The organism is Bacillus sp. WC2507, from assembly GCF_052656125.1.
This window is the reverse complement of sequence record NZ_JBQXPN010000001.1, coordinates 4,439,893-4,453,704: the sequence shown is the minus strand read 5'-3', so window position 1 is coordinate 4,453,704 and position 13,812 is coordinate 4,439,893. Positions and strand designations below refer to the sequence as shown.

Sequence of the window (13,812 nt, the reverse complement as noted above, 5' to 3'; positions counted from 1 at the left end):
TGAAATATATTCTAGACAAAAATACATTTATGTTTTAAAATTAGTACCAAGTCATAATAATTGATATAAAACGGAGGGCTGCGATGTGAACGTGGGCATTTTAGGGATCGGAAGATATGTGCCAGAAAAAGTAGTCACAAATCACGATTTAGAGAAAATAATGGATACATCCGATGAATGGATTCGTACGAGAACGGGAATTGCAGAAAGACGCATTGCCGATGATACAATAGATACTTCATATATGGCCGTAGAGGCTGCTAAAAAAGCACTTGAAGATGCAGGGGTTAGCGGAGAAGATATCGATCTTATTTTGGTGGCGACAGTAACACCAGATCGTGCGTTTCCAGCAGTAGCTTGTGTCATTCAAGAAGCGATTGGAGCGAAACATGCAGCTGCAATGGATGTAGGTGCAGCATGTGCTGGTTTTATGTACGGAATGATTACAGCGCAGCAATTTATTCAAACGGGAACTTATAAAAATGTATTAGTAGTTGGTAGTGATAAACTATCTAAAATTGTAGACTGGAATGATCGCAATACAGCAGTATTATTTGGAGACGGAGCCGGTGCGATCGTAATGGGAGCCGTTTCAGAAGGAAGAGGCGTTCTATCTTTCGAATTAGGAGCAGACGGAAGTGGCGGTAAGCATCTTTATCAAGACGAGTATGTTATGATGAATGGCAGAGAAGTCTTTAAATTTGCCGTTCGTCAACTTGGTGAATCTTGTCTTCGCGTGCTGGATAAAGCTGGTCTTACGAAAGAGGATGTGGATTTCTTAGTACCACATCAAGCGAATATTCGTATTATGGAATCTGCAAGAGAGAGATTAAATTTACCACAAGAAAAAATGAGTATGACAATTGAAAAGTTTGGTAATACATCAGCTTCTTCAATTCCAATTGCAATGGTAGAGGAATTGCAAAATGGACGTATTCAAGATGGGGATTTAATTATACTTGTTGGTTTCGGAGGCGGATTAACATGGGGAGCGGTCGCTCTTCGTTGGGGTAAATAAGGACTGAGAGAAAAAAAGGAGTGTATTTTGTATGGAAAAAAAGAGGGTCGTAATTACAGGACTAGGAGCTGTTACACCGATCGGAACAGATGTTGAAACAGCGTGGGAAAACATTAAAAAGGGTGTATCTGGAATCGGACGACTTACAAGAATTGATCCGGAACTATTTCCAGCAAAAGTAGCAGCAGAAATTAACGACTTTGAAGTCGAGAAATATATTGATAAAAAAGAAGCGCGCCGTATGGATCGCTTTACACAATATGCAGTAGCAGCAGCGAAAATGGCAGTTGAGGATGCAAAACTTGAAATTACAGAAGAAAACGGACCTCGAATTGGTGTATGGATTGGTTCTGGTATTGGCGGTATGGAAACATACGAAGAACAATTTAAGATTTTTACTGAGAAAGGCCCGCGCCGCGTGAGCCCATTCTTCGTACCGATGATGATTCCAGATATGGCAGCAGGTCAAGTATCAATCGCGACAGGAGCAAAAGGGATTAACACTTGTTCTGTAACGGCTTGTGCATCTGGTGCAAACTCAATTGGTGATGCATTTAAAGCAATTCAGCGCGGTGATGCTGATGCAATGATTACAGGCGGAGCTGAAGCACCGTTAACAAGTATGGCATTCGCAGGATTTAGTTCAGCGAAAGCATTAACATTTAATGAAGATCCAGCAACAGCTTGCCGTCCATTTGATAAAAACCGTAGTGGTTTCGTAATGGGTGAAGGTTCAGGTATTCTAATTCTTGAAGAATTAGAGCACGCATTAGCTCGTGGTGCTCACATTTATGCGGAAATCGCTGGTTACGGTGCAACTGGTGATGCATTCCATATTACAATGCCGGCTCCTGGTGGTGAAGGCGGCGTGCGCGCAATGCGTCAAGCTTTAGCAGATGCAGGTCTACAGCCAGAAGATATTGATTACATTAATGCACACGGTACAAGTACGGATGCGAATGAAAAGTATGAAACGATGGCAATTAAGGAAACGTTCGGTGAGCACGCGTATAAAGTAGCAATTAGCTCAACGAAATCAATGACAGGTCACTTATTAGGAGCAGCTGGTGCTGTTGAAGCGATCTTCTCAATTAAATCAATTACAGACGGAGTAATCCCTCCAACAATTAACTATGAAACACCAGATCCAGAATGTGACTTAGATTACGTACCGAATAAAGCGAGACAACAAGAAGTAAATGCAGTATTAAGTAACTCACTTGGATTCGGTGGTCATAACGCGGTGTTAGTATTTAAATCGTATAAATAATAGATGAAATAAGGAGTTTTTTCGTAATATATTACGAAAAAACTCCTTATTTATTTTTACGCCTTTTTCTCCTTTTGCATATACATAAGAAAAAGGAGGGATAAAGATGGGGGTTATTGAAACAGCCGAGTGGTTACATCTATATTACGGGCGGCCAGAAAAGCTGTGTGAGAAATTTACGAAGTATATCCCGCTGCCAAAAGAAAGGTTGTATCGCTTTTTAATTTCTAAAGGTATGTATCGTCCAGTTATGCGGGGAGAACAAGAAATTAAAGAGTTAGAGAAAAAGGAAATTTGGAAAGAGTTACGTATGGAGTATGAGAAACTGAAAAGTTGGTTAAAAGGTCCGGATGTCCCTGTCTTTATTTTATTATCAGATTCTTATAATCGGACTGTACAAGAAGAATATAACGGCAGGGCTGGATTATCTATGCGTCACGTTATTTTCTTATTCGTATGTGGACGGAATTCGGTGGAAGAATTAAAAGTGTTATTGGCGCATGAATATCACCACATATGCAGGTTACATCAAATTGAGACGAAAGAAACAGAATATACATTACTTGATACGATGATTATGGAAGGGTTAGCTGAGCAAGCAGTAACGGAAAGATATTCAGAAAAAAACAATGCACCATGGACGACGTATCTTTCAAAAGAAGAGGCTATATACTATTGGAAAAACGTTGTACATGAAAGAATAAGTATAAAACGAGGAACAAGGGAGCACGACATCTTATTAAGTGGACTTCATTCTTATCCGAAGATGCTTGGCTATGCACTTGGATTTCATATTGTCAAAGACTGTGTAGCTTCCGCATCTATAGATACACTTTCTTTATTATCTATAGATGCAAAAGAAATATTGAATAAAGCAAATACATTTCATATATAAAAAACAGGAGCTCTATTTCCTGTTTTTTTTAGTATTAATAGAAGAAAAAATAATAATTAGAATATATTTCCTTAGGTGGAATAAAGTTAAGAAAAATTGAACATAATGATTGATACAAACAGTAGTGAAGTGAGGGGTAGTGAATGTTATATCTACATGATGTATGGGTAAATTGGTTTGAAGGTGAAGAAAATGGGTATAACGTTTGTCATTTTTACGAATGGCGGAAAGATGATACGATTGAGCTATTAGATCAAGTGCCATTATTAAAAGTAGATTCCACATTATATCATTACATCGAGGACGAATTGTTAGAGCTTCCGCAAAAATTGTTGGAAGACGTACATCATAAGGCTTATATTCGTAAAAATCATGAACGTTTGCAGCAAGAGTATTGCTTTGTTGTTACAGATGGAAAAGGAATTATTGCGATCGACACAATTGGTTACAATGTACCAATTCGAAAAAGTAGACTTATACCACGCCAAGAGCAGATGGTATATGAGATGGTAGAAAGCGTACAAGCAGAAAAGTATGAGTTCCAAGTAGAAGAAATGGAAAAAGAACATCATATTTTATCACCATCACCTTTCATTATGAATGGCTTAACTCGTAAAGAAAGACAGCTAAAACAATTATTATTTATGGCGTTAGATCAATTACATACAACGAAAAACACAGCAGAAATTCGCTATTGGTTCACAGAGTGGGATCCATCAGCATACGGAATGGTTCAACATATGGAATTTGAAGATATTTGGGCTAGATTGTATGATGAAGCGAAAGCAGGCTGGTCTGAGAAGCACGAACAATTATGCGAGCGTCTTGTAAAAGGACAGCCATTTTTTGAAAAGTTATGGGAAATGGAAAACGAGCAAAAGGTAAATTAAAGAAACCGCCAATTGGCGGTTTTTTTAATTTTGTGTAGTCTAGCTCCGGCGGCAAGAATATTCGGTGGCTTCGCGCCTTCCTGCGAGGCAAAAAGCACCTCTACGTCAGGAGCTCCATCCCCCTCATATTCTAAGCGAGCCGCCTCCGCTTTTTATGTAATCCAGCTCCGGCTCCTAGCCCTTCGCGTCTAAGAACCTTCCCCACGAGAAGGTAAAAAGCACCTTCTGTGGGAAAGAACCTTAGCCGTCAGGGCTAAGCAGTCGCCTCCGCTTTATAAATTACCTACGTTTTCTACTTAGTCCCATTGCGTTTTCTACTTTGCGTAGTTGTTTGAATGCAACGCGGTTTGCTTTTTCGGCACCTTTGTCTAGAATTTCGTCTAGTTCTGGTGAGTTGATTAGTTCGTTATATTTGTCTTGGATTGGACGAATTGCTTCTACGACTACTTGTGCTAGGTCGCCTTTGAAGTCGCCGTATCCTTTTCCTTCGTACATTGCTTCGATTTCTTCAACTGTTTTTCCAGAGAATGAAGAGTAGATTGTTAATAAGTTAGAGATACCAGGTTTGTTTTCTTTATCAAATTTCACGATACCTTCAGAATCAGTTACAGCACTCTTAATTTTCTTTTCAATTGTTTTTGGTTCATCAAGCATGCTGATCATTGATTTTGGATTTGGATCAGATTTACTCATTTTTTTCGTAGGCTCTGTTAATGACATAACGCGAGCTCCTACTTTTGGAATGCGAATTTCAGGAACAGTGAACACTTCACGGAAGCGTTTGTTGAAACGCTCTGCTAGATCACGTGTTAATTCCATATGTTGTTTTTGGTCATCACCAACAGGTACGATTTCAGTGTTGTAAAGTAAAATATCAGCAGCCATTAATGGTGGGTACGTTAGTAATCCAGCTGGAACTGAATCTCTGCCCGATGATTTATCTTTATATTGCGTCATACGCTCTAATTCTCCAACGTAAGCAACTGATTGCATAATCCATCCTAGTTGAGCGTGTGCTGGTACTTCTGACTGTACAAATAAAGTAGCTTTTTCAGGATCGATGCCGCATGCTACATAAAGTGCAGCAAGACTGCGGATGTTTTTACGAAGTTGTACGGGATCTTGAGGTACTGTAATTGCATGTTGGTTTACAATACAGAAATAACAGTCGTGTTCATTTTGAAGCTCTGTAAATTGCTTCATAGCTCCTAAATAGTTTCCAAGTGTAATCGTTCCACTTGGCTGAATACCAGAAAAGATAACTGACATAAGTAATTCCTCCTAAATTTGAATGCGTGATGGGGGAAGAGAAGGCAAACAAAAAAGCCCATTCATCCCAAAAACTATAGGGACGAATGGACCGCGGTACCACCCTAATTATTTCACTACTGTGAAATCTCTCTAATCCATAATAACGTTTGGATATAACGCCAAAGCCTACTACTTTCGGTTCGGTTTGGTGCTCAAAAGCCCATTCCATACTGTACAATTACTTGTTCACACCAGCCACAAGCTCTCTGAAATTGCCTCAATATGTACTCTTCTTTATCATCGCATACATATAAATTTATTTATTGTTACCTGAGCTCTTTTAATATGAAAGAACTAAAGTTTTATAACAAAATGTTTTGCTGATTATTATATCATATGGGATAGTGTTTGCAAACTACATCAAAATAGTAAAGCTAATGATGGTCGAGAACAACCCAAGAACGAGACCTGTAATGCAAATTGGATACGTCCATTTGAATGAATATGTTTTATAAATACGTTCTTTCTTATCGACAGGTTCCTCTACTTCTTCAATTAATGAGTCAATTTTTTTGTTCGTACCAAATACTCTTTGGAAGGCGTAAATTGTTACGTTAAAAAATCCATTTTGAAATATGAATAAAAAACCGCCTATAAGAATAAAAAATAGCGCAATATAAAACGAGATATTGACAAAATTCAACAAAAATTGCGATGAAACGAGGAATGCGCCAATACTAGAAGCGACTATGGCTATGAAAATTAGTATACAAGTATGAAAAAAAACTTTATTCAAAATGTTCCCCTCCGTCAAAATATTACTAGAATTATTATACTATAAAAGCTATAATATGTACTAGAATTAATTTTTTGAAAATTATACGCAATTAAAGGTCTGATTTCAAGATGATGGTAGCAATGTTAACGTATCCCTTTACAAAAAAATAAAAAAATAAACATTTTATTAAAAATTTTAACAAAAAAACAAAAAACTATATTCACAATTGTTATATTATATGTATAATGAAAATTGTAGAAACTTGGAGATTATTCTTTCAATTCTACTTTTTTACAAGTGAGGGTACAGGAAGTGCAATTAGGGGAGGCAACACAACATGAAGAAAAAGATACCGTTATTACTTGCATCGACGTTGACGGTCAGTATGTTAGGAGCTTGTAGTTACCAAAAAGAGGATAATAAAGCAGGCGCAAAAGAAAAATCCTCAAACAAGCAAGTGTTAAATCTAACCGAGACAGCTGAAATTCCAACTATGGATACGACGTTATCAACAGATGCAGCATCTTCTAACATCATGAATAACACAATGGAGGGATTATATCGTCTGGGGAAAGACGATAAACTTGTTCCAGGTGTCGCTAAATCTTATGAGAAATCAGAGGATGGAAAAAAGTATGTATTTAAATTACGTGAAGATGCGAAATGGTCTAATGGTGAACCTGTAACAGCGAAAGACTTCGTTTATTCTTGGAGAAGAGCTGTAGATTCAAATACGGGTGCTAAGTTTGCTTACATACTATTTGATGTTAAAAATGCGGAGAAAGTTAACAAAAAAGAATTACCAGTTGAAGAACTTGGTGTAAAGGCAATTGATGATCATACACTTGAAGTGGAATTAGATAACCCTGTTCCTTATTTTGTAAGTTTAACAGTCTATCCAACCTTGTATCCTTTGAATGAGAAGTTTGTAACAGAACAAGGAGCAAAATTTGGATTAGAATCCAATACGACACTTTATAATGGTCCATTCGTATTAAATGAATGGAAGCATGAACAAAGTTTCCAACTTAAGAAAAATCCAACGTATTGGGAAAATAAAGAAGTAAAACTTGAGGAAATAAACTTCAATATTGTTAAGGATCGTTCAACTGCTATAAATTTATATGAAACGAAAGCAATTGATCGTGTAGTGTTAACATCAGAATTTGTAGATAAATACAAATCAGATGCTGACTTTAAAACGATTAAGAGACCATCTACACAATTTATTCGCTTAAATGAAAAGAATAAATTTTTAGCAAATAAAAATATCCGAAAAGCAATTGCAATGTCCTTTGAACGTGAAAACATCGGAAAAGTGATCTTAAACGATGGTTCAGAAGGAATATATGGTTTTGTTCCGAAAGGCTTAGCAAAAGGTCCGAATGGAAAAGACTTCCGTGAAGAAAACGGAAAGCTTATAAAAGAGGATATGAAAGAAGCACAAAAATACTGGGAAGCTGGTAAAAAAGAACTTGGTGTAGACAAAGTAGAGTTAGAGCTATTAAACTTTGATACTGATGATGCGAAAAAAATCGGAGAGTATTTAAAAGGCCAATTTGAAAAGAACTTACCAGGTTTAACAGTTTCAACAAAAATGCAGCCATTTGCACAAAAACTAAAACTTGAAGCAAGTGGAGATTATGCAATGTCATATGCGGGATGGAGTCCAGATTATATGGATCCAATGTCATTCCTTGAAATGTATACAACAGGTAATGCACAAAATAAAGTGAATTACGCAAATGCAGCGTATGATGATTTAATTAAAAAAGCGAAAACAGAAGTTGATGTACAAGCTCGCTGGGATGCTCTATTAAAAGCAGAAAAACAATTGCTTGAAGATGCAGCGATTGCTCCAGTATATCAACCTGGTAAAGCATATTTACAACGTGGCTCAATTACTGGCCTATTAGAACATAAATATGGCGGAGAATTTAGCTATAAGTGGGTTGAACTTAAAAACTAAAAATGGTTTCCATCATGAATAAGGGTATATGCCTATGATGGGCATATGCTCTTATTTTAAAAAAATAAAAGTAAGAATATTTTAAACTATCTTATTGCTTTTGAGAAAAACGGGGAGGTGCTTGACTATGGGACGTTATGTATTAAAACGTTTCGTGTACATGGCTTTGACATTATTTTTAATTACTACACTGACTTTCTTTTTGATGAAATTACTTCCGGGTTCTCCGCTTAAAAACCAGGAGAAGCTATCACCGGCACAAAAAGAAATCATTCTTGAAAAATATGGCTTAAATGATCCAGTACCAGTTCAATATGCACGTTACTTAGGTAACTTAGCAAAAGGTGATTTAGGGGTATCATTCCAATATGATAACCGTCCGGTAACAGATATGATTGTGGATCGCATTGGACCATCAGCACAACTTGGTTTACAAGCGATTATATTAGGAACATTTATCGGTTTAATTTTAGGAATCGTTGCGGCACTTCGCAACAATACGTGGGTCGATTATGGGGCGACAATTATTTCCGTACTCGGGATGTCGGTACCATCGTTCGTATTCGCCGCATTACTACAATATTTCGTAGGGGTAAAACTTGGATGGTTCCCAGTAGCATTCTGGAAAGGACCAGAGTTTACAGTAATGCCTACAATCGCTTTATCGATGGCAGTTATCGCAACAATCGCACGTTTCGCTCGTGCAGAGTTAATTGAAGTTATGCAAGCTGACTACATTTTAACAGCGAAGGCAAAAGGAATTAGCCAAGGCGTTATCATTATCAAACACGCACTTCGTAACGCGTTAATTCCAGTTGTAACAATTTTAGGACCAATGGTTGCAGGTTTAATTACAGGTACATTAGTTATTGAGCAAATTTATGCTGTACCAGGACTTGGGGAACAATTCGTTAAATCGATTACAGTGAACGACTATACAGTTATTATGGGAACTACAATTTTCTATAGTGCGATTTTCATCTTAGTTATTTTCATTGTTGATATTTTATACGGAATTATTGATCCTCGTATTCGTTTAGCGGGAGGGAAAAAATGATGAAAGATGTACAAAAATTATCTCCAGATTTATTTCAACAAGCCAATCAAAATAATGTTGATAATGAAGTCATTGCCCGTCCAAGCTTAACGTTTTGGCAAGATGTAAGAAGACGTTTGTTCCAACATAAAGGGGCAATGTTCGGTTTCGTTTTATTAGCGCTTATTATCTTACTAGCAATTTTAGGACCGATGGTAAGTAAGCATTCTTATAAAGAGCAAGATTTAGGTCGTTCGAAATTACCACCGAAAATTCCTGTTATTGAAAATGTTCATTGGCTACCATTTGACGGTACAGATCAATATGGTGTTGACCAATATGAAAAACGTGATATTAAAGAGTATTTCTGGTTTGGTACAGATGATCTTGGACGCGATTTATGGACAAGAACATGGGAAGGTACACGCGTATCATTATATATCGCTCTTTTAGCAGCAGCAATTGACTTAGTAATTGGGGTTGCATATGGAGGTATTTCAGCGTTCTATGGCGGTAGAGTAGATAATATTATGCAACGTATTATGGAGATTATTAACGGTATTCCATACTTAATCATCGTTATTTTAATGGTAATCATTATGGGATCTGGTATATGGTCAATTACACTCGCAATGGCGATTACAGGTTGGATAGGGATGTCGCGTATCGTTCGTGGACAAATCCTGAAATTAAAAAATCAAGAATACGTATTAGCATCTCGTACATTAGGTGCAACAAATACACAGTTAATTGTAAAACACTTAATCCCGAACGTAATGGGACCAATTATCGTAATGACAATGTTTACAATTCCAACAGCAGTGTTTGGTGAGGCGTTCTTAAGCTTCATCGGTTTAGGTATTCAGCCACCATTCGCATCACTTGGTTCTCTTGTAAACGATGGTTATAAATCAATTCAAACGTATCCACATATGATGTTCATCCCAGCGGTTGTCATCAGTATGTTAATCTTAGCATTCAACTTAATGGCAGACGGATTACGCGACGCGTTAGATCCAAAAATGCGTAAGTAAAAGAGGGGAGAAGTAAAAATGAAAACATTGCTAGAGGTAAAAGATTTGCAAGTCTCCTTTGATACACATGCAGGTGAAGTACAAGCTGTACGCGGTGTTACTTTTGATTTGAAAAAAGGAGAAACATTAGCGATTGTAGGAGAATCTGGTTCTGGTAAATCAGTTACTTCTAAAGCGTTAATGGGATTAATTCCGAATCCTCCAGGACGTATTAAAAACGGTGAGATCGTATTTGAAGGTCGTGACTTAACGAAACTAACAGAAAAAGAAATGCAACAAGTGCGCGGTAAAGATATCGCGATGATTTTCCAAGATCCAATGACATCATTAAACCCAACGATGACAATTGGAAATCAAATTATGGAAGGCCTTATTAAACACCAAGGGATGAGTAAAGCTGATGCACGTAAAGTTGCGTTAGAATTAATCGACCTTGTAGGTATTCCAAATCCAGAAGCGCGCTTAAAACAATACCCTCACCAATTCTCAGGTGGTATGAGACAGCGTGTAGTTATTGCGATGGCGTTAGCTTGCAACCCAAAATTATTAATTGCCGATGAGCCGACAACAGCGCTAGACGTTACAATTCAGGCGCAAATTTTAGAGCTTATGAAAGACATTCAGCAAAAAACAGAAGCGGCAATCATTTTCATTACGCATGACTTAGGTGTAGTGGCAAACGTTGCGGACCGCGTGGCAGTTATGTACGCTGGTAAAGTTGTTGAAATCGGAACTGTAGATGAAATTTTCTACAATCCAAAACATCCGTATACTTGGGGCTTAATCGCATCTATGCCAAGTTTAGATGGTTCAGAAGAAGAATTATATGCAATCCCTGGAACGCCTCCAGATTTATTGAAGCCGCCAAAGGGAGATGCTTTTGCACCACGTAACCCACAGGCATTGAAAATTGATTTTGAAATGGACCCACCTTTATTTAAAGTAAGTGATACACACTTTGCGGCAACTTGGTTACTTCACGAGCAAGCTCCAGAAGTAAAACCGCCGGCAGTTGTTGAAAAACGTATTCTTCAAATGAAAGCAGGTGAACAACATGACTAAACAACGTGAGAAATTAATTGAAGTAAAAAATGTAAAGCAGCACTTCGACGTGAGTGGTGGTGTTGTCAAAGCGGTTAATGATATTTCATTTGATATTTTCCGCGGAGAAACATTTGGTCTTGTAGGAGAATCAGGTTGTGGTAAATCGACAACTGGAAGAACGATTATTCGTTTATATGATGCAACTGCTGGTGAAGTGTTGTTTGATGGTGAAAATGTACATGGTAAAAAATCACGCGCACAACTGAAGAAGTTCAACCGTAAAATGCAAATGATTTTCCAGGATCCATATGCATCATTAAATCCTCGTATGACAGTAGGGGATATTATCGCAGAAGGTATTGATATTCACGGACTAGCAAAAGGCAAAAAAGAGCGTATGGACCGTGTGCATGAATTATTAAACACAGTTGGTTTAAATAAAGAGCACGCAAACCGTTTCCCTCATGAATTCTCAGGTGGACAACGTCAACGTATCGGTATCGCTCGCGCACTTGCTGTAGAACCTGAATTTATCATTGCTGATGAGCCAATCTCAGCACTTGACGTATCAATCCAGGCGCAAGTTGTAAACTTACTGAAAAAGTTACAAAAAGAAAAAGGTTTAACATACTTATTCATTGCCCATGATTTATCAATGGTAAAATACATTAGTGACCGCATTGGCGTAATGTACCGTGGTCAAATCGTTGAGCTAACAACAAGTGAAGAGTTATATGCGAATCCAATTCATCCATATACGAAATCACTATTATCAGCAATTCCGCTTCCGGATCCAGATTATGAGCGCAATCGTAAACGTATCGTATACGATCCATCTCAGCATGATTATGCTAGTGAAGCACCAACAATGCGTGAAATTCGCCCAGGACATTTCGTATTATGTTCTGAAGCAGAGTATAAGAAATATAAAGAGATTTATCAATAATAAAAAAGCCAATCTTCCGTTATGGAAGATTGGCTTTTTTCTACTATATAAAAGAGTTGTCAACATTTCTCGGTAAGTCGATTTATTTAAAGAATCGCTCATATAAGTTTCATTTACTAAAGACTACACCTTAATCAAACGAGTATTATTGCGCCTGAACAGAAACAATCTCTTCTTTTTCTTCAGGTTTAACAAGTGCATAACGCTCCCACGCTCTACTTTTCCAGCGGAAGAACATAATAATGGCACGTGTCCATTCATCGATAGCAATGGCTAGCCAAATACCAACGAGCCCCATATCTAAATGGAAGGCGAAAAAATAACCGAGTGGTAAACTCATTAACACCATAGAGAATGCGCCGATTAAAACAGGATATTTTGCATCACCAGCTGCACGAAGTGAATTGATAATAACGATGTTCATCGTGCGTCCCGTTTCAAGTAGTATACTTAGTAAAAGAACTGATGCACCTAATGTAATAATGTGCGGATTATCTGTAAATAGTCCCATTAATTGTGTGCGGAATGTAATAACGAGAGCGACCATACATAAAGTGACGCCAATTGCCCATTTCACACTTTTCCATACGCGTTCATATGCTTCATCTTTTTCACCACCGCCAACGAGGCGCCCGATAATAATTGCTGTTCCCATACCGATTGCAATAGCGAATAAATAAGTGAACATAGAAATATTCGTAGCGTATTGTCTAGCCGCTAATGATTCCGTTCCTAAGTACGTTGCATAATACAGAAAGACAATTTGGCAAGCTTGATACATAACTTGCTCAAATGCAGAGGGAATCCCGATTTTTAAAATTTTCCCGATGTATTCTTTTGATAAGGTGAAGTAATATTGTATTTTCACACGGTATTCCATAACGCGGTACAGTAACCAGAAGAAAACGATAAGAGCGATTAATCTGCTGACAGCAGAAGAAATGGCAGCCCCTTGTACACCGAGTTCTGGGAAACCAAATTTCCCGAAAATGAGTACATAGTTTCCAGCGATATGAATAATATTCATTCCAAGTGAAATAAACATCGCTTGCTTTGTGAAGCCGTGTACGCGGATAATTGCGGCTAATGAATTAATAATAGCTTGAAGGAAAATAGCTCCCCCGACGATGGATAAATAGTTTTGTGCATACATGAGTACATCGCCTTGTAAGTTCATTGCCATCATCATATGTTTTGAAAATAAAAGAAAACCAGCGCTTATAACGAGTCCGACCACTAAATTTAATGTGACGGCTAAAGCTGATATTTTAGATGCTTCCATAAAACGTTTGGAACCGAGGTATTGAGATACGACGATAGCTGCGCCGTTCCCGATGACTTCTAGTACCAAAATAGCGATATGGAGATATTGATTCGCTGCACCAACCCCAGATACAGCATCGTCTGATAATGCACTTAACATGAAAGTATCAGCGATACCCATTAACATAAATAGAAAAACTTCTAGAAAAATAGGCCATGTTAATAAGAATAAACTTAATTTCTCTGTTGGCCCGTTTTTTGCCTGAATTGCTGTCATGTCCGTCCCCTCTTTACCGATATCTATTTTTAGCAAAGTGTATCGTAACATACTTTCTTATCCTTTGCACCCATTTGAGCCTACATATTTTTAATATGAAGGGCCTGCAATTTTATGTTAAAAAGAGAAGGATAATTATGC

The 13,812-nt window shown here is 37.6% G+C and carries 12 protein-coding genes and 1 other annotated feature; of the genes, 9 read left to right on the top strand and 3 right to left on the bottom strand.

Annotation, left to right across the window (positions count from 1 at the left end; genetic code table 11):
- Window positions 1-85: 85 nt before the first annotated feature.
- From fabH to ACUN28_RS23470, 4 genes are all read left to right on the top strand, one after another.
- Window positions 86-1,018 (top strand): beta-ketoacyl-ACP synthase III, encoded by a 933-nt coding sequence (fabH, locus tag ACUN28_RS23485; RefSeq protein WP_001100533.1) that lies wholly within the window; start codon window positions 86-88, stop codon window positions 1,016-1,018.
- Window positions 1,019-1,049: 31 nt separating this feature from the next.
- Window positions 1,050-2,288, top strand: a complete 1,239-nt coding sequence (gene fabF, locus ACUN28_RS23480) for a beta-ketoacyl-ACP synthase II (protein ID WP_016088900.1) — start codon at window positions 1,050-1,052, stop codon at window positions 2,286-2,288.
- Between the two features lie 106 nt (window positions 2,289-2,394).
- The gene (locus ACUN28_RS23475) at window positions 2,395-3,183 is read left to right on the top strand and encodes a DUF2268 domain-containing protein (protein ID WP_016088899.1); all 789 of its coding nucleotides are present in this window, start codon (window positions 2,395-2,397) and stop codon (window positions 3,181-3,183) included.
- 143 nt (window positions 3,184-3,326) lie between these two features.
- Complete coding sequence (locus tag ACUN28_RS23470; RefSeq protein WP_016088898.1) at window positions 3,327-4,073, top strand: YjbA family protein; 747 nt, start codon at window positions 3,327-3,329, stop codon at window positions 4,071-4,073.
- Window positions 4,074-4,352: 279 nt separating this feature from the next.
- Here ACUN28_RS23470 and trpS read toward each other — a convergent pair whose 3' ends face one another.
- Together trpS and ACUN28_RS23460 are read right to left on the bottom strand one after the other, a co-directional pair.
- The gene (trpS, locus tag ACUN28_RS23465; RefSeq protein WP_016088897.1) at window positions 4,353-5,342 is read right to left on the bottom strand and encodes a tryptophan--tRNA ligase; all 990 of its coding nucleotides are present in this window, start codon (window positions 5,340-5,342) and stop codon (window positions 4,353-4,355) included.
- A gap of 75 nt (window positions 5,343-5,417) precedes the next feature.
- Window positions 5,418-5,634, bottom strand: a binding site (T-box leader).
- Window positions 5,635-5,739: 105 nt separating this feature from the next.
- A complete protein-coding gene (locus ACUN28_RS23460) occupies window positions 5,740-6,120 on the bottom strand; it encodes a DUF3899 domain-containing protein (RefSeq protein WP_016088896.1) in 381 nt (126 codons plus the stop codon).
- 319 nt (window positions 6,121-6,439) lie between these two features.
- Here ACUN28_RS23460 and ACUN28_RS23455 point away from each other — a divergent pair, with 319 nt between their 5' ends.
- From ACUN28_RS23455 to ACUN28_RS23435, 5 genes are all read left to right on the top strand, one after another.
- Window positions 6,440-8,071 carry a peptide ABC transporter substrate-binding protein gene (locus tag ACUN28_RS23455; protein ID WP_016088895.1) on the top strand — a complete coding sequence of 544 codons (1,632 nt, stop codon included), beginning with the start codon at window positions 6,440-6,442 and terminating at the stop codon, window positions 8,069-8,071.
- Window positions 8,072-8,198: 127 nt separating this feature from the next.
- Window positions 8,199-9,128 (top strand): oligopeptide ABC transporter permease, encoded by a 930-nt coding sequence (opp3b, locus tag ACUN28_RS23450; RefSeq protein WP_000534165.1) that lies wholly within the window; start codon window positions 8,199-8,201, stop codon window positions 9,126-9,128.
- A complete protein-coding gene (opp3C, locus tag ACUN28_RS23445) occupies window positions 9,125-10,141 on the top strand; it encodes an oligopeptide ABC transporter permease (RefSeq protein WP_016088894.1) in 1,017 nt (338 codons plus the stop codon). The genes opp3b and opp3C overlap by 4 nt, the downstream gene beginning before the upstream one ends.
- Window positions 10,142-10,159: 18 nt before the next feature.
- On the top strand, window positions 10,160-11,203 hold the full coding sequence (locus tag ACUN28_RS23440) for an ABC transporter ATP-binding protein (RefSeq protein WP_016136596.1): 1,044 nt from the start codon (window positions 10,160-10,162) through the stop codon (window positions 11,201-11,203).
- Window positions 11,196-12,131, top strand: coding sequence for an ABC transporter ATP-binding protein (locus ACUN28_RS23435; RefSeq protein ID WP_016088893.1), 936 nt, complete (start codon window positions 11,196-11,198; stop codon window positions 12,129-12,131). Before ACUN28_RS23440 ends, ACUN28_RS23435 begins: the two co-directional genes overlap by 8 nt.
- Window positions 12,132-12,276: 145 nt before the next feature.
- Here the strand turns inward: ACUN28_RS23435 and ACUN28_RS23430 are convergent, their stop codons facing one another.
- Window positions 12,277-13,722 (bottom strand): MATE family efflux transporter, encoded by a 1,446-nt coding sequence (locus ACUN28_RS23430; RefSeq protein ID WP_002108704.1) that lies wholly within the window; start codon window positions 13,720-13,722, stop codon window positions 12,277-12,279.
- Window positions 13,723-13,812 lie beyond the last annotated feature (90 nt).

Coding starts and splice junctions, on each gene's coding strand:
- fabF (WP_016088900.1), top strand. CDS start 1,050: ATGGAAAAAAAGAGGGTCGTAATTACAGGACTAGGAGCTGTTACACCG.
- ACUN28_RS23475 (WP_016088899.1), top strand. CDS start 2,395: ATGGGGGTTATTGAAACAGCCGAGTGGTTACATCTATATTACGGGCGG.
- ACUN28_RS23470 (WP_016088898.1), top strand. CDS start 3,327: ATGTTATATCTACATGATGTATGGGTAAATTGGTTTGAAGGTGAAGAA.
- trpS (WP_016088897.1), bottom strand. CDS start 5,342: ATGTCAGTTATCTTTTCTGGTATTCAGCCAAGTGGAACGATTACACTT.
- ACUN28_RS23455 (WP_016088895.1), top strand. CDS start 6,440: ATGAAGAAAAAGATACCGTTATTACTTGCATCGACGTTGACGGTCAGT.
- opp3b (WP_000534165.1), top strand. CDS start 8,199: ATGGGACGTTATGTATTAAAACGTTTCGTGTACATGGCTTTGACATTA.
- opp3C (WP_016088894.1), top strand. CDS start 9,125: ATGATGAAAGATGTACAAAAATTATCTCCAGATTTATTTCAACAAGCC.
- ACUN28_RS23440 (WP_016136596.1), top strand. CDS start 10,160: ATGAAAACATTGCTAGAGGTAAAAGATTTGCAAGTCTCCTTTGATACA.
- ACUN28_RS23435 (WP_016088893.1), top strand. CDS start 11,196: ATGACTAAACAACGTGAGAAATTAATTGAAGTAAAAAATGTAAAGCAG.
- ACUN28_RS23430 (WP_002108704.1), bottom strand. CDS start 13,722: ATGTTACGATACACTTTGCTAAAAATAGATATCGGTAAAGAGGGGACG.